General features: G+C 53.5%; 9 protein-coding genes and 1 pseudogene. All 10 read left to right on the top strand.

Features of this window, described 5'->3' with window-relative positions; translation table 11 throughout:
* Positions 1 to 25 precede the first annotated feature (25 nt).
* The 10 genes and pseudogenes from SCARR_RS08805 to SCARR_RS08765 all read left to right on the top strand — a co-directional run bounded on the left by SCARR_RS08805 (position 26) and on the right by SCARR_RS08765 (position 17,802).
* Positions 26 to 3,484, top strand: a complete 3,459-nt coding sequence (locus SCARR_RS08805) for an Ig domain-containing protein (protein ID WP_168433152.1) — start codon at positions 26 to 28, stop codon at positions 3,482 to 3,484.
* A gap of 440 nt (positions 3,485 to 3,924) precedes the next feature.
* A complete protein-coding gene (locus SCARR_RS08800; protein WP_136061149.1) occupies positions 3,925 to 6,795 on the top strand; it encodes a beta strand repeat-containing protein in 2,871 nt (956 codons plus the stop codon).
* A 117-nt stretch (positions 6,796 to 6,912) separates the two neighbouring features.
* Entirely contained in the window at positions 6,913 to 8,262 is a 1,350-nt protein-coding gene (locus SCARR_RS08795; protein ID WP_222846234.1) for a sulfatase family protein, read from the top strand.
* A gap of 8 nt (positions 8,263 to 8,270) precedes the next feature.
* The gene (locus SCARR_RS08790; RefSeq protein ID WP_222846233.1) at positions 8,271 to 10,031 is read left to right on the top strand and encodes an alpha-L-fucosidase; all 1,761 of its coding nucleotides are present in this window, start codon (positions 8,271 to 8,273) and stop codon (positions 10,029 to 10,031) included.
* A 24-nt stretch (positions 10,032 to 10,055) separates the two neighbouring features.
* Entirely contained in the window at positions 10,056 to 11,093 is a 1,038-nt protein-coding gene (locus SCARR_RS08785) for a glycoside hydrolase family protein (RefSeq protein ID WP_136061147.1), read from the top strand.
* 124 nt (positions 11,094 to 11,217) lie between these two features.
* On the top strand, positions 11,218 to 13,443 hold the full coding sequence (locus SCARR_RS08780; protein WP_136061146.1) for a right-handed parallel beta-helix repeat-containing protein: 2,226 nt from the start codon (positions 11,218 to 11,220) through the stop codon (positions 13,441 to 13,443).
* Positions 13,409 to 14,413: a putative glycoside hydrolase gene (locus tag SCARR_RS08775; RefSeq protein WP_222846232.1), complete on the top strand. Its 1,005-nt coding sequence runs from the start codon at positions 13,409 to 13,411 to the stop codon at positions 14,411 to 14,413. Before SCARR_RS08780 ends, SCARR_RS08775 begins: the two co-directional genes overlap by 35 nt.
* A 40-nt stretch (positions 14,414 to 14,453) precedes the next feature.
* Positions 14,454 to 15,806 (top strand): annotated as a pseudogene (locus SCARR_RS28580) (transposase); the annotation flags it as partial.
* On the top strand, positions 15,807 to 16,241 hold the full coding sequence (locus SCARR_RS28825; protein WP_342803690.1) for a putative glycoside hydrolase: 435 nt from the start codon (positions 15,807 to 15,809) through the stop codon (positions 16,239 to 16,241).
* A gap of 34 nt (positions 16,242 to 16,275) precedes the next feature.
* Positions 16,276 to 17,802, top strand: coding sequence for an alpha-L-fucosidase (locus SCARR_RS08765; RefSeq protein WP_136061144.1), 1,527 nt, complete (start codon positions 16,276 to 16,278; stop codon positions 17,800 to 17,802).
* Positions 17,803 to 17,916 lie beyond the last annotated feature (114 nt).

The raw sequence follows: 17,916 nt of genomic DNA, 5'->3' as shown, positions 1-17,916 counted from the left end.
TATTCTAAAAGAGGGACGACTACAGATGAATATCAAAAACAGTTGGGTCATTATAGTGCTTGCAGTTGCCTCCACCATAAGCGCAGTGGCGGATTTTACAAATGTTCAAATTCTGGCCACCGCCAACATGGACTATGGAAGCAATACCGTTGCAACGTTGGTTTCGGATGTGTTGACGGCACCGGACGGGCTGGCGACCTACCAAATTGCCTTCGATGTGGATCCCATGGAGGGAGGAAGCATTCGGAGTGGATCAGGCACCGGTGATACGACACCGCAAAGCTGGGGAATTGATTCGGGTGAGTCTAGCGGAGCAAGATTTACTTTCGATGGCGGTATTGGTGCTAGCGGTCAATACGTGGACAGCATCGCTAACTTGCGGGTCACCAACTTCAGTGCTAATGGAAGCAGTCTGACCGTCGCCGAGATTACGAATCTATCCTTCAAATCCATCGTGATTGCTGATGGGCAACACTCCAGTGACAGAGTCAAGATTGCAGCAGGCGGCGTGACCAATGCCGCGAACGGGCTCAAAATGAGTGCCAGCCCCGCAACAAACGATCTTCAAACGCTTGCGGGATCGACTTCGGTAACCGGTTTCACCGTCGCGAATGGTACAACTAATAGTGGAAATAGATGGGCGGTCAACAGCATCGAGGTAGAGGTAGACATAGGCGAATCCGTAGCCACGCGCGCTGACTGGATGCGTGGGGCGTGGGGACTCAGCTGGGCACCGGAAGACATGTATAACGGCCGCAGTGAAACGCTGGTCGATGACTATGAAGCTTTTCTGGCTCAGATCAGCGGTCTGAAAACACTCGACTATATTCAGCTGAATCTGGGCATGTCCTACATCTATTCCCCCGTGCATATGGGGCCACATGAGCTGCTGGAAAGTTTTTGGCAGGGCGACACCGACGCCGGTGGGATTCCCATCAATCTGATTGTTCCCCGCGTCTCGTCCGGAGTCGATCCGCTCGGGGAGTGGATTTCGGCCACGAAGGCGGCCGGACTGAAGGTGCAGGTCTATGTGAACAGTTCACAGATGCTGGAGCGGGTTGGCCTCTCCAATCCGGCCGTCATTCCGGATATCACGACACGTTGGAAAGTCTGGTGCGACACCAATACGGCCGCGCAGGCGTTTATTGCCAGTCAGAGCTATCATACGAACGGAGTAGATACGAACCGTCCCTATATGTTCTGCTATGCGGAATTCGTGCTGAAGGAATATTCCTTGCGCTACGGGGATCTGATCGATTCATACATTTTTGATTCGGGCAATTATATGGCGAACAATGGCGACAATGCGACCAATGGCATGGCGGCGGATCAGCGTATTTATCAGGCCTTCGCGGATGCGGCGCGCTTCGGAAACACCAATGCAACGGTTGCGTTCAACAATGGTCCCGAGCGGGATACGGAGGAGCTGAATCCCTTTTCGGAGGCGGTAGTATGTGAAGATTTTATGTTTGGCCATCCCTATAATGGCGGGGACGATCTCGGAAGCCATACCATCGGGGATCCGCCGCTCTACGACCGAAACTATGCTCACATTCAAAAGATGACCGAGACCGGCGGCAATGTGCATAAGGGCGAACTGACGCATGATTGGACGTGGGACGACCGGGTGGTGGGCCATTTTTACCCGCCTATGAGTACCACCGCCTGGAATGCCGGCAGCACGCCGGCCCTGACCGATGCCGAATTCCTGCTCTGGAATCTGGAGGCGATGCAGGCCGGCGGCGCCATCTCGTGGGGCGCCCCGTTGATCTATCCAAATGGGAGCGGGGCAAACCTGCTCATTCGGGACTGGGGCATGGACCAACTCACCCTGATGGATGCTCATTTAAGCACCAACGAAGTCCCCGGTGCACCGCAATGGGCGCGGGCCGAGCTTCCGCTGCCGGATGCGACGATCGGACAGGCTTATTATCATACGCTCGTTGAAGGAGTTCATTTCTGGGATCCCGAAGGCGATGCAGTAACCAATGTGACCTTTACCTTAGCAAGTGATGGGTTGCCTTCCTGGTTGACCCTGGAGGAAGAGCCTGGAAATCCGGGAACCTGGCGTCTAATCGGTATACCGACCGAGGCCTCCGCAACGAATTATAATTTCAGGCTGCGGGTTGAAGACGCATCCGGCGGAACCGATCGCTGGGTTGAGTTGACCGTGAATGCCGCACTCCCATTCCTGGAGGGACCTCCGGGGTATCCCGTGTGGGCCGCTAATCCGCTGGAGATTTCGGAAGCAACAGTCTATGAGGCCTATACGAATGTGTTGATTCAGGGACGGGAATTTCAGGATGTTGGAGAGACCAACTTGGTCGTTTCTAAAGTCGGTGGAGCCGACTGGATTTCCCTTAGTCCAACGGTTCCGGGTTGGTGGCAGTTGACGGGGGTTCCATCTCCTGCGGAAGTCGGCATAGAGACGCTGGAGCTCAGCGTTAGCGATGGAACCCATGCAACAGCATGCACCCTCGTATTAACCGTTGAACCGGCTGTGACGAACGTGTCGATCCTGGCCACAGCAACTCATAACTATGGAACAGACGCAACTGCGACCCTGCTTTCGGATATTCAAACCGCACACGATGGACTGGCCACCTTTCAGTTTTCCGTCGATGTGGTTCCCGGGGCTGGAACCGCCGTCTGGAGCGGCGATGGTGGCGGTGCGACCACCATCAGGAGCTGGGGAATTTATACTCCCGGAGAAGCCAGCAAAGCCCAAGATATTTTCAATGGTGATAAAGGGGAATTCGTGGAGAGCATCGGAAATATTCAGGTTGTTAATTTTGATGACGGCGGTGGCCGCCTGACGCTCGATGATATCAGGGATATTTCCTTCCAATCCGTTACGATTGCCGATGCTCAAACTGGCGGCAATGATTCGGTTTATGTTGCCGTGGGGTCGATCAGCAACGATCTGAGCGATTTGAGTAGCAATATCCAGACAATTAATCTTGAGGCACTTCGCGAGGTCGTTTCTCCCGTAACGAACTTTTCACTCGGAACGAGCACAACCAATGATGTGAATAAATGGTCGGTGAACAGCATCGAGGTGAAGTATTCGATTCTGGGGCCCGAAACCTATTCAACCTGGGCCTATGACCATGGACTGTTTGGCCCTGATGGTGCACCCGGTTCCGATACGAGCGATCTCGATGGCTATGCCAGTCTTGCGGAATTTGCGCTGGGCATGGATCCAAGCGTGGCGGATGGCGGTTCCAGGGACTCCGCCGGCATGGTGGACGATGGAGGAACTAACTATTTAGAGTGGGTTTATAGCCGTCGTTCGGATTACGTTGCGCAAGGCTTATCCTATCTGCTGATCGATACAACGAATTTAGTCAATTCAAGTTCCAGCACAAATGCCGCGGATCAAATTTTGGTCGGCCCCTTGGTCGATGGCTACGAGCCGGTGACCAACCGATATGTTACCGATGAACTGGCCAAGTTCATCCAGTTCAAGATCTGGCAGGACTAAAGCTGCTTTGCAGCTGATTTCCGAATTTAGAATTTTGATTGGCGATTTACGGATCTACGGCGTTTTTGAGGTTTTGCGGGAAGCACCAGTTGAGTTTGATAAATCAAAAATCGGCAATCGTCATTCAAGAGCACGTTCGGTTTAATTTATCGGATATTGATTCAGCTATCTGGATGAAAAGAGGCAGGGACGCACCGCCGGGGCGTCCGCACGCACGAGTAGCCATGCGACGGGACGGCGCGCCCGGTGGCCACGCCCTACCAACGCAATGCGACAAACTAATCGGAAAATGCGCTAAAATAGTATTTGGGCGCTATCCCAGAAAAGTGGGATAGACAGGTTTTCGGGATGGGGTAATCTGGTTACTCAATCGGGGTAAGGCGAGGGCTTTGCTGGTAGGTATGTTCAAACGTATGGAGGAATGAAAGATGAGAATAGGAATGAAACAACTAACAACCATCATACTGGGCGCATGGTGTGCCTGCATGATGACGGCTAATGCCGTGACCGAAGAGTTTACTGAACGATTCGGTGTCCCGAAACCGGGGGCCCCGGAATACCTTGGTTCCACTTTAACAGTGACCAATGATACCGTTACAACCGCTGCGGATGGTCTGGCGACTTTTCGGGTGACGTATGATATTACCGCGAATGCGGGCGGCTCGTTGATCGGAACGCTTGGCGATTCTTCTCAGTGGGGGGTCAGTACCGGTGCGGTTGATGATGTGATGAATCCCGGCGATTCGGCGACCATCGATAACATACAGATCATCGACTTCAACGCCAACGGCGGTCTTACGACGGCCGGCGATATTACAGGTTTGTCCTTTGAGCTGGTTCAAATTACCGGGGGATTCGAAGCGACTGACAGCGGAAGGATTATCGCCAACGGCATCACCAATGTCTGGGTTGATGTGAATGCCGAGCCGGCGGATTTTGTCGGCCATCTTCCAGGAACCAGCCGAATCAACCTGCCAATCATGACCTCCAGCGACATCGTGTCGAGTTTTACGGTTGAAGGGGTGGCCGAGGAGCATCGGATATTCGATGTTTGGGTGAGCGGCGATACAGAGCTTGCGAACTCAAAACTTAAACTGGACAAATCCTCGCTGACCATGACTCTGCAAGAACCAGCCACAACCGTAGAGAAAACCATCGATGCCTCCATTGTGCTGGGTACGGCGTCGAATGATGTAGAAGTGATTTCACTGGTCGCGGATTCCGGGTTCAGCGCCGTGATTTCCGATAGTACGATAACGTCGAATGAAACCATTACGGTGACTTACACCAATTCCGGTGATTTGGCAGTAGACGGCGATGTTGCGAATTCCACGCTGGTGGTAACCTGGACGGCAGACGGCTACGGTGTGACCAATACAACCGATGTAGCGCTGGATGTGACGTTCGTGCCTGAATTCGTGCTGGCTCAGACGGTCGTGGATATTTTTGCCCTTGCGACAAATGACTACGGCGTCGACGCCGTAGCAACCCTGCTTTCGGAAGTCCAGACGGCCTCCGACGGGCTGGCCACCTACCAAATCTCAATCGATGTGGATCCTCAATCCGGGGGCAGCATCGTAAGCGGAAACGAAGGCGGATCGACTACGCTTCAAAGCTGGGGCATCGACGATGCGCAGTTTAGAGGAAACCTTACGAACTATGTAGACTCGGTCGATAATATCCAGATCGTTAATTTTAGTGCCAACGGCGGCAGTCTGACCCTCGGCGATTTCCAGGATCTTTCTTTCGCCTCAGTTACGATTGCGGATGGTCAATCCACGGGTGACCGTGTACGGGCCGTCGCAAATGGAATTACGAATAATGTGGGCGGTGTCAGTCTGAGCACCAATCCCGACGTTCTGGTGTTTAATGAGTTTGCCGGCAATGATTTGGTATCGGAATTCTCGCTGGCCAACGGCTCGACGAACACGACTGATAAATGGTCGGTCAACAGTGTCCAGGTGCAGTTCATTGCGCCCAATTCGAAGCTTACGCTTGAGTCGGATGCATTGTCTCTCGTGCTGACTGATCCGGCGACGAGTGTCGACGATACTCTTCTTGCAACAATCGGGTTGGGCTTTGAGACCAACGATGTTGAGGTGACTTCGCTGACCGCGGATGCCGGGTTCAGTGCCGTGATTTCCGGCAGCACCCTGAGTGTGGGAAATGAAGAGGAAACCATTACGGTTACCTATACCAATGCCGGAGCCTTGCTTTATAACGGCGATACGGCGGATTCCACGCTGGTAGTCACCTGGACGGCAGTCGGCACCGGCGTGACCAACACCACCGATGTGGCCCTGGATGTGACCTTCAGTGCGGTTGAGCCGGACCAGACCATCGTGGATGTTTTCGCAGTTGCAAACACCAATTATGGAACCGATGCCATTGCAACCATGTACTCGGCGACCCAGACGGTTGGGCTGGCCACCTTCCAGATCGCGATCGATGTGGATCCGAAGGCAGGAACGGCAATCGATAGCGGAACATCCGGTGGCGTTTCGTCAAATAACAGCTGGGGAGTGGGTGCCGATAACCTGTTCAAGGGCAGTGACGACGAATACGTGGACCTCATCGATAATGTGAGGGTTGTGAACTTCAATGCCAATGGCGGGGCTGTGACCATAAATGATATTGGATATCTATCCTTTACGTCCGTCACGATCGTTAACGGCCAGACCGGTAATAAGGACGCGGTGCAGGTTGTTGTAAACGGCTCGGTGACCAATGACCTGGGAGATTTATCCGTCACTCCTGAAGCTGTTGATCTCAAAGTGGCCGGCGGTGTCGGCTTTGTGACCGATTTTGCAGTCGGAGTGGGCGTCAGTCCGAACCCGACTCTAAATAAATGGTCGGTGTACAGCATCCAGGTGGGTTATGCGCAGCCGGATCAGGACGCCTTTGGCACATGGGTAGCGGGCTATGGATTGGCCGGCGCCGATGCTCTGCCGAGTGCCGATACGATTGACATGGATGGCTACGACAATCTGGCGGAATTTGCGCTGGGCATGAATCCGACCAACTCGGATGCCGGTTCCAAGGAATCCGTTGGCACAGCGGTCGATGGAGGCACGAACTACTTCGTGTATGTCTATGATCGCCGTTCGGATTACGTGTTAGATGGGTTGACCTACAGGCTGATCGATACTGCTGACCTGGTGTTAGGCACAAGCGCCGCCACGAATGCACAGGATGACGTTTTCGTTGGTGCTGCGGTCAGTACTGCTGCAGGTGACTATGAGCCGGTGACCAACCGCTACTTGACCGATGATCCGGTGAAGTTTGTTGAGCTGGAAATCAAGCAAAACTAACGCGAGGAATTGATCTCGTCCCAGCCTGCCCGGATGTTCATCTTCGGGCAGGCTTTTACATAAAAAAGCCAATCAACAGGATTAAGCAAAATGATTATGAGCAAAATGGAGAGACGTATGAAAAAAACACTATTGTTTTGCGCTTTGACGCTTATTGCCGGAGCGACTGCGTTTGGGGCGGAGAAACCGAACATTATTTTCATCTTCGCGGATGACTGGGGCTACGGCGATATGGGGAAGCACGGCAGCACGTTCTGCCAAACCCCGAACCTCGACCGCATGGCGGAAGAGGGGATCGACTTCGCGAACTTTACCGTAAACAGTCCGGTCTGCTCCCCCAGCCGGGTGGCGGTTATGACGGGTCAGTTTCCGGCGAGACACTCAATCCACCAGCACTTTCAGAGCATCAAGGCTCATATCAAAAGAGGTATGGCGGACTGGCTCGACCCGCAGGCACCGCAGCTTCCGCGTATGCTGAAGGAGGCAGGGTATACCACCGGTCATTTTGGAAAGTGGCATCTTGGCAGTGTCGGCGACTCTCCGACGGAAGATGCATACGGCTATGACCACTTTGCCACGTTTAATGGTTCGGGGCAACATGAAATAGCAAAAGGCGGTTCTGAGTCAGTTGATTATGCGGAGAAGTTTATCCGTGAATTCAAGGACAAGCCCTTCTTCATTAATCTATGGTTGCATGAAGCGCATACGCCGCACTTGCCGCAGGAACGGTTTATGAAGCAGTTTAAAGGCCTCGGCGAAGCCGAACAGGTCTATGCCTCTATCATCGCTGAAGGGGATGACGCCATTGGGCGCATCATGACCTTGTTGAAGGAGTTGGATCTCGACCGCAGCACCCTGGTTGTCTTTTCCACCGACAACGGACCGGAGCACTCGACGGAAGATAAAGATCATAAAGGGCAGGGACTGGGCAAATTTTATTCCGTCGGAGAAACCGGTGGGCTGAAGGGGGAGAAACGCTCTCTCTTTGCCGGAGGAATCCGCGTGCCTTTTGTCGTACGTTGGCCGGGAGTGGTGCCGGCGGGAAAAACGGACACAACATCGGTTGTCACTGCGGTTGATCTGCTGCCCACTTTTTTAGAGGCTGCCGGTGTAGAGCTTCCGGAGGGATATATACCGGACGGACAAAGCGCCTTGGCCGCCTTCAAGGGCGAGAAGTTCGAAAGAACCAAACCCATTTTCTGGGAATGGCGGGGCGGAGACAGTCAGGAATATACATGGCCCTCGCTCGGGGTCCATGACGGCAAGTGGAAGCTGCTGGTCAATAAAGCGACACAGAAGATGGAGCTGTACGATTTGGAGAGCGACTGGGCGGAAACGAAAGATGTGTCGGCTGACTTTCCTGAGGTCGTTAAAAAAATGTCTATCCAGCTCGATGTCTGGAAAAAATCACTGCCGACTACACCAAGTGCAAACGCGTTGTCGAAGGCCCGTGCGAAAAAGAAATGAGAGTTAAGATGAAAATATTATTGGCAGGTCTGGTTGCCGGGATGTTGGTCGGCGGTGTTCAGGCTGAACAGATGGATGAAATGTGGGGCGAAAGCACGGTCAAGCTGCGTGCGGAAAACGCCGAACGTGGAGAGCTGTTCGACGAGGGCAACTACGCCATGTTCATCCATTGGGGACTCTATTCCTTGCTGGCCAACAACGTGGATGGTCAAACCTACTATGGAATCGGCGAGTGGATCATGGATCCGAAGATGGCCGGTATTCCTGCGGAGGAATACAAGCGGCTGGCCGGCGCCTTCGATCCTACGCAGTTTGATGCCAAGGCCATCGTACAATTGGCGAAGGATGCCGGAATGAAATACATCGTCATTACCGCCAAGCACCACGATGGGTTCGCGATGTACCACTCCAAAGCCTGCGATTTCAATATTGTTGATTCCACCCCTTGGAAAATCGATCCGATGAAGGAGCTGTCGACCGCCTGTCGCAAAGCCGGTTTAGGTTTCGGATTTTACTATTCCCATAGCCAGGACTGGACCTTTCCCGGCGGGCGAAAAGGTCCGGAGGTGGATGAAAACGGCAAACCCGCCACGTTCGACGACTACTTTACAAAGAAATGCCTGCCACAGGTCGAAGAGCTCACGACGCAGTACGGCCCCATAGAGCTGATCTGGTTTGACACACCGGGAGGCATGGAAAAAAAATATGTCCAGCAATTGGTGGATGTCGTGCGTAAGAACCAACCCAAAGCCCTCGTTTCCGGTCGTGCCGGACACAATCTGGGCGACTATCAAACCCTGGGCGATATGGAAGTGCCGCATCATAACGTCAAAGGAATGTGGGAAAGTGTCGATACCACCAACGATTCATGGGCCTATGCCTGGTACGACCAAAACTGGAAATCGCCGAAGAAAATCCTGCGCCGCCTGATTGCTTGCGTCGGCCGCGGCGGTACATACATGCTTAATGTCGGTCCATGCGGCAAAGGTGCTGTTCCTGACCGCGCGGCCCGTTCACTGCGCGAGGCTGGAGAGTGGATTCATACCTATCCCCAGGTGGTCTATGGCACCGACGCTTCCCCCTGGGAGCATGCCCTGCCTTGGGGCGATGTCACCGTAAAGGGCAACCGGCTTTTCCTGTCCGTCTTCGATTGGCCGGAGTCCGGCAAGCTGTTCCTGCCCGGCTTGAAAACCAGCATCAAATCTGCGCAATTGCTTAGCGGCGGCGAATCAGAACCGGTCGCGCACCGGATTGCCAATGGTTGGAACATTTTTGAGCTCCCGCCCCGCGCGCCGGAAAAACTCGTTTCCGTCATTGAGGTGGAATTGGCCGGCGCACCGGAGGTGGATTCCACCTTTGGCCTCGATCCCAACCACGGGATAGAAATCTTCGCCGAGTTCGCCGTGGTTGATGGCGCAGAGATCTTCCGGGACCGTTGGATGGAAAAGTTCGGGGAGTGGGTGCTGGTGAATCCCGTAGGCAAGTGGACGACTGGGGGAAAAGCGGTTTGGGAAATCGATGTGACGGTGTCGGGCGACTACTGCGCCAGCCTTACCTACGCCGGCGAAGGCCGTTTGGTCTGGGGGGTCGACGTCGTTGGCGGAGAGCATATCCAGAACCAACAGAACGCCTCGCACAACTATCAGGAATTCCCCATCGGCTGGCTTAACTTTCCAACGCGGGGAAAATACAAGATCGCGGTCTCCTGCCTCGAAGGAAATATTGAAACCGCCAAGCTCAAGGCTATTCGCTTAACACCCCTGAATTAGGAGGTACAACCCATGGAATCTGTAATGAAAACTTTGTCCTGTATTTTTTTGTTGAGCCTGTTTTGCGGGCAAGCCCACTCCCTTGAAGAGTCATCCTTTTGCAAGGCCCTGGTTCCCGGGGAGTATATTCTTCCTGCAGAAGACGGGACTTGGACCTGGTGCATGGCGCCGATCTACGATGAAAAGGGGAAGTTGCACATTTTCAACTCTGTCATTCCCAAAAAAGGCAGCTGGATAAAGCATAGCAAGATTGTGCATTGGGTGGCGGATCAACCGGAAGGGCCTTACACGTTTGTTGAGGATCTCTTTTCCAGTGATGACGCCTCGTACCATAATCCGCAGGTCTCCATGGCGGGCGATACCTATGTGCTCGTCTTTTTGCTGAACAGGTATCGTGATGCAAACGGTTCTAAACAGGAGGTGGGTATGGCCACGGCCAAATCGCTGGATGGACCCTGGACAGAAAGTCCGCTCAACCCGGTGATTCCTGCCTCCGGAGAGATGAATGGTTGTCAGATCGTCCACGCCTCGAATCCGACCTTTGTGGTGACTCCAGAAGGGAAGTATAGAATCTATTACAAATCGATGACGGATAAACTTCCTTTGAAGAAAGGCTTTCGCGAAATCTCTTTTGCAGAAAGTGACCAGATCGAAGGGCCGTATGTGAATTATGAGGCCAACCCCGTTATCAGTTATGCGGATCAGCAGGTGGACATCGAAGATCCCTATGCCTTCTTCTACGAGGGCATGTACTACATGATTGTTGAAGATCGGAGAGGGGTGCAGAACCTGTTAGAAGGAAACCCGATTCCGGCAGATCAAATAAGAAACGGGGGATATCGGCCCGGCCTGATTTATAAATCAAAGGATGGAATAAATTGGGGCGTTCCGGAAATTGGTTATCAGACTAACGAGATCTATTTCGGAGATAAGCTGGCTCGCAGCGAACGCCCCAATATTCTTTGGAAGGACGGGAAGCCCGAGTGTCTTTTTCTGGCCTGTCATGATGAAGATCCAACCGCCGGGTATTTTTTGAAAATCAAAAACTGGAACGTTGAATAGATGAAGGCATTTCTGCTGTTGGCCATCTCATCCGGGAAGGGGCATTCCGGTTTGCGGCCGTCTTCTCGGATAGAAAAAAGCAGGGGATTGGGTGAGACAACTATTATTTGTGATATGGGCTGTGATGGCAGGAACTATATTCCATGCTGAAGCGGTGGATGCTGAGGTAACGGCTGATTATTATATCTCTACTGAAGGTTCTGACGATTGGTCCGGCACGTTGGCCGACCCTGATGCTCAGGGAGCTGATGGACCCTTCGCAACGCTGATGCGCGCACGTGATGCGGTTCGCATTTTAAAAAAGAAAAAATCTACGGACATTGTCGTTCAGGTTCGGGGGGGAATATACCCGTTGGAAAAGACGGTTGTTCTCGGCCTGGAGGATTCCGGGGCAGGCGAATCAACCGTGACCTATGCTGCGTTTCCCGGCGAAACCCCTGTGTTCAGTTCAGGGCGGGCGATCAAGGGGTGGAAAGTTTTAGAATCACCACCTGCCGAGTTGCCTGCTGAATCTTTTGGCAAAGTGTGGGTGGCTGACCTGCCTGAGGGCATGGATCGGTTCTATACGCTCTATGACGGTCAGCGCCGTTTGAATCGCGCACGGAATTCTGGTTTCGCCTATGCGAAGCAGGGGGATAGGCGAACGCTGCATTTTCCGGAAGGCGCCCTGAAGAATTGGGATAATTTGGGCGACGTGGAAGTTCAAGTAAGGCCAGGCCGAGCCTGGGCGATCAATATGCTTCCTCTCGCATCGGTTGATGAAGCCACGGGTGTTGCGACAACCGGCGCGTCTGCGACCTATGGGATGGGGCCGTTGCCGGGTTATCTTCACGATCCTGAAGCTTCCGTTGTATGGGTTGAAAATATTCTTGAGGCTTTGGACGAACCCGGAGAATGGGTGGTGAATACCCAAACCCGTAAGATCTATTTGTGGCCTTCTGATCCGGCTCCGGATGGATCGCCCCGCAATATCCTGGCGCCAACGTTAACGGAGTTGATCCGTGTCGAAGGAGCCATCGATTATGATGGCCCCACGGATATACCCGTCCGGGGCATTGTCTTTTCCGGACTGACGTTTTCCCATGGGGACCGCTGGGCGTGGGAGAGCGATGAAGGACGTGTCGGCTGGGGATTGCAGCACGATTGGGATATGTTCGACCGTCCCACCGCTTTGCTTCGATTCCGCGGAGTCGAAGCATGTGCGGTCACAGACTGCCGCTTTGTGAATTCCGGTGGATCGGGTTTGCGGATGGACCTGCATGCACAGCGCAATCGGGTTGAGGGTTGTGAATTCGCTTATCTAGGTGAAGCGGGGATTCTGCTTGCAGGGTATGGCCCCGGTACGAAGGACGTTAATCATCACAATGACATCGTGAATAATTATATTCATCATTTCAGTGAAATCACTTGGCATTCTCCGGGGCTTTGGGCCTGGCAAAGCGGTCATAACCGGATGCTCCACAATGAGCTGCATCATAGTGGCTATGCGGCTGTGCTCATCACGACGCGCGTGGAGCCGGGGCGGAGCTTAAACGGAGAGGGTGGCAGAACGATTCGCCAGCATGAGATCGTTGCCGAAGATAGAGAACTTCCGCGAGCGGGATTCGAGAGCTGGAAAGCGCGCGAAAAGTACAATCATGCGCGGCATAATCTGTTGGAATATAATGAAATCTCCCACGCCGTTCAGCTGCTGTCAGATGGCAACGGCATCTATGTCTCCGGTACTGGGACGGGGAATATTATCCGCTACAACTATCTGCACGACAATCTGGCGCACTCCCTGCCGGCCTCTATCCGTTGCGACGACGACCAGCACGATACGCTGATCTATGGAAATGTTCTTTATAACAATGGCGGCTTTTCGGCAGGAATCGCTTCGAAGGGGATAAACGACATCGTCAATAATTTCATCGTCGCTCCGGCTGTCGTCCCCGAAAGTGGATACATCAGCTATGAATGGGTGCCGGTTGATGGTTCAAAAGTATATCGCAATATTATCGTTTCCCATCCGGACGGGGGCAAGGCGCATAACGAAAGACCCAGAGGCAAAGATAATGGAGGGAATCCTCCGCCCAAATTCGTGGACACGGATATGGATTCGAACCTCTACTACCATCCGACAGACTCGCACTGGATGGATGAGCATCTGCAGATGATGCAGGCGATAGGCAAAGAGAAGCACAGCCTTTTTGGAAATCCTCTGTTTACGGACCCTGCCACCGGCGATTTCACTTTTCGACCGGGCAGTCCTGCCTTGACCTTGGGGATCGAGGAACTGGATGTGTCGAAAATGGGACGGCTGGATAAGAATAAGCATGTTGGTTACAAGGGAAAACCCAATGACAAGTAGAACAGCATTCCGTGCATTCCAACTCATCATATTGTCTGCCGTGGCAACCTCATCGCTTGCGACGGCACGCTCCTTGGATCAGCGTCCGTTGCGCATCAGCGACGGAACTCAGTTTAAGCCTAAGGGATTTTATCCCAAGTTCAGTTGGGACACCACACCGCTCTATTTCATGTTTGGAGACAAGAATAGGTTGCTGACTCAGGAGCAGGTTGAATTTATTGCCGAACGAACTGATTTTCTCTGCATTGAAAAGTCACATGGAATGAAGCCGCTTGGCTTCGCTGAATTAGGGGCGAAGCACGAGGCCAAGGCTTTTAAAAAGGTGAAGCCCGACATGACGGTGCTGTTTTATTTCAACGCCGCTTATGCCTGGCCCTACACCTCATACAATGAGGGTTTTACCAAGGAGCGTGTCAGGAAAAACCCGAAGCTGAAGAAAGCGCTGGTCACCAACCCTAAAACAGGGGAGTTGGCCGATCGCTATGGCGCGCTTTGTTACGATGTGTTGAATCCTGATTTCCGAAGGTGGTGGGTCAATACCGTTGCGAAGGGCGTTAAAGAATCCGGCTGTGACGGGGCCTTTATTGATCAGATGCACGGCAACGTTGATCTGCGTAAAGACAAGAAGGCGAAGATTGAAAAGGCCATGGGGGAGATGATGGGGGCGCTCAAGAAGAAACTGGGCCCTGATAAAATTCTATTGGCAAACAATGCGTATGGAGATAATGCCAAAACTGTTTTTCCCGTGAGTGACGCGATCATGTTTGAAAACTATGCGCGCACAAAATCCAGTAAGGAAAGTTTGCTGGCCGAGTGGGGCGATATGCTGACCAATGCCAAGGCCGGAAAAATTTCTGTATTTCGTTTAGGGGTTGAAGGGACATGGCGGGGGCATATGCAACCGAGTATGCCTGAACTCTCCCAGCAGTCTGTCGGACTTAGCTTGCGAATAATATTTCAATATTCATGAGACTGTGCCAGTCTATGCCTGTCTTAACCAAAAGGAAGTGATGGCCACACGACTCAAGAACCTCGACCGCGACACCCCGATGCTGCTTCCGCCAGACCTGCGCGACTGGATTCCTCAGAAGCACATTGTGCATTTCCTGATCGATGCGGTGGACCGGCTTCCCGCTGGAGACTTCCGCTTCAACCTTCGGGGAACCGGCGACGAGCAGTATCCGCCGCGCATGATGCTGACTCTGCTGATCTATTGCTACGCCACGGGCCGCTTCTCCTCGCGCGGGATCGAGGATGCGACCTGGTCGGACGTCATCGTTCGCTACATCTGCGGCGGCAGCCTGCATCCCGATCATGACACGATCTGTGCCTTTCGCCGCACGAACCGCGAGCTGTTCGAAAAGGCTTTTGTACGGGTGCTGCTCATGGCGCAGGAAACCGCCGGTCTCAAAAAGGTCGGCACCGTGAGCGTCGATGGCACCAAGATCAAAGCCAGTGCCAGCAAGCATTCCGCTGTCAGCTAAAAGCATGCCGGCGAGCAGGTCGAACTGCTGCGCAAGGAAGTCGAACAACTCGCCGCCAAAGCCGAGCAGGTCGATAACGTCCCGCTTGATGACGGGCTGAGCATCCCGGACGAAATCGTCCGGCGCGAAGACCGCATCAAGAGCCTGGAGCACGCCCGGGCAGTGATCAAGGCGCGCTACGAAGAGGAGCGCAAGCAAAAGCAGGCCGAGTACGAAGAGAAGAAAACGGCCTTCGAGGAAAAGCGTAAAAACAAGAAACCGCGGGGAAAAGAACCTAAACCTCCATCCGCAGAGCCGCCGGATAAGAAGCAATACAATTTTACCGACCCCGAAAGCCGCATCATGAAGGCCGGCAACGGCAGCCACTTCGAACAGGCCTACAACGCGCAGGCCGCCGTAGACACCGAAACCTATCTCATCGTTGGTCAGCTCGTCACCGATGCGCCCAATGACAAAGAGCAGCTCAATCCTGTTCTCGCAAGCATTCCTGAGGAAGCGGCCACCCCGGAAAGCGTATTGACCGATACCGGCTACTACAGTGAGAAGGCCGTCAAAGACGCCGAAACCGGTGGCGGGCCGACGGTGTACAGCGCCATGGCCAAAGGCTCGCACCACGTCAGCGTTGCCGACCTCGAGAAGCAACCGCTGCCGACCCCTCCGCCACCTGGCGCACCCATCAAGGAACAGATGGCCTACCGTCTCAAGAGCCCCGAAGGGAAGGCGCTCTACAAGCAGCGCAAGCAAACCGTCGAACCCGTTTTCGGGGTTATCAAGGAAGTGCTCGGCTTCCGCCGCTTCTCGATGAGGGGGAAGGAGAAAGCCGAAACCGAATGGAGCCTCGTCTGCCTCAGCTACAATCTAAAGAAAATATTCAAGCTCATGGCGGCGCGTGCCCCGAAACACCCGGCGGCAACCGCAAAACAGCACGCCAATGCACTGTCGGCACATTTTCGGGCGTATTTTCAGACATTTTCTTGCTTCGCCCGGCCTTTGCCTCTTTTACTTGATAAGTTCATGCCGGGATGTCGCCAGTGCGGGGTTCTAACTCCGACAGACTGCCAGGAAAAGGCGGAGTTCGCGCTGGCCTGCTATCTGATCGGCGCGCAGCCCTATTCCTATTTTCTCTACAATTGGGGGTGGAAGTTGGCAACCGGCCCGTTGGTGGACTATCCAGAGTTTAAAAAACCACTCGGTCCCCCCAAGGGGGCATATAAGCGAACAACTCCCAATGGCTGGGAGTTTACCCGTGAATTTGAGCACGCCAGTGTTTGGGTGAATACCGAAAGCCGAGAGGCCAAAATCACTTGGCGATAACGACAGGCTGGAGTTAAGATTTAGGAGTAAAAAAATGCTGAATAGAAATACACGGATGACCTTATGCCTGTGCTTGTCGATCATTTCTGCTCAGGCACAGACAGAGTCCCGGCCGAAATTAGAGATCCCCCAACTGCGTGCCGATGACGTGACCGCAATTATTGCGTCCAGTGGAGAGCTGTCCGGAAATGCGAAACGGCATTTCAGGAGTGCCAATGTGGTGAACGGTTTTAAGTCACCGCAGGATACGGTTACCTGGACGGTCAGCGTCCCTAAGGAAGATGATTATGTGGTGAGCGTTCTCTTTAGCAAGAAAGAGCAGACAATCTTGGAAGTGAGTTCGGGGGATTCTGTTCTGAAGGCTCCGTCCTTCGTCAGAACCTGGAAGCATCGTCCCTATTTCTGGCGTCAGGAAATGCCCGGCACCCTGCATCTGAAAGCCGGCGAGAATAAAATCACTTTTCGACTGCCTGATCCCGCAACGTCAGAAGGAAAAGGGGATGACAACGCCCCGCGCTTTGGTCAAGGGGTGACTGAGAATTTTCACCTGTTTTCCATCGAACTTGGAACCGCTGCTGCGCGCAAGGCACAAGTGGAACGGGCGCAGGCGATTCGGGGCGATGCTTCGTGGATGATAGATGGAAAATACGGACTCTTTGTTCATTGGTCGGCGCTGAGTCATGCTTTGCAGGGGGATGAGCCACGGGTCAAATGGTTTCAAAAATCCGTGGAGATGTTCGATGTTCAGGTTTTTGCCGATGCGATTGAACGTACCGGAGCTGCATGGATCACATTTACGGCAACGCATCAGGGATTCTATTGGCCCGGCCCCAATGCGGCCATAGACAAGATTGCGCCGGGGCGTACCGCCAAGCGGGATCTGCTGGGCGAAATTATCAACGAACTGGACAAGCGGGGCATCCGCACCATGTTTTATCTGCATACCGGGTATAACGGCTACGACCCAAAGGTATGGCGCGAAGCGGTCGGCGCCACTGGTTCGGACCCCCAAAAGTACAGCGATAACATCGAGGCGATCCTTCGCGAATGCAGCCTGCGCTATGGCGAGAAGCTGAAAGGATTCGGCTATACGGACGGCGCACTGGCGTGGGACTATCCACTCAATCCATCCTGGGAAGGCTGGGCGCGCGCAATCAAAGCCGGCAACCCCAAGGCCGTCGTAGGGTTCAGCTCAAATCGGGGGACAGGCGTGTCGCCGTTTAGCGACTTAGCGGTAACCGATAGTGCGAGCGAGATCGGAACAATCGATCGGCAACTCATTGGGCCGGGGCGGCAGTTGGGCGATGTCACCCCCGCATGGTGGTGTCTGATGGACAAGGGTGGCTGGCTTGCTAATAAACCGATGAACGGCACGATCAGCGGAGGCCCCGTCCATTCGACAGAGGAGTATGTGGACTTTTTTAAGCGCATGGCGGAGGAAAAGGTCCCGGTAACCATTAATTTGATCATGACCGCCGATGTCACCGCCGAACATCCGATCTTCAATCCCGAATGCATGGCGGTGATGGAAGAGATTCGGAAAACCATTCGAGGGAAATAGGCTGTTGCTGTCATGCTATACCTGAATCATTGGGGCTCCTTATGATCAGGAGACGATGTATTATTGCATGGGTAACTGCTGGTAGAAATTTTGGTCAGAGGCATAACTTAGTGT

The sequence above is a fragment of the Pontiella sulfatireligans genome, from assembly GCF_900890705.1.
Classification (GTDB): Bacteria; Verrucomicrobiota; Kiritimatiellia; order Kiritimatiellales; family Pontiellaceae; genus Pontiella; species Pontiella sulfatireligans.
Note: the sequence above shows the minus strand (reverse complement) of the source record. Positions and strands in the feature narration are given on the sequence as shown.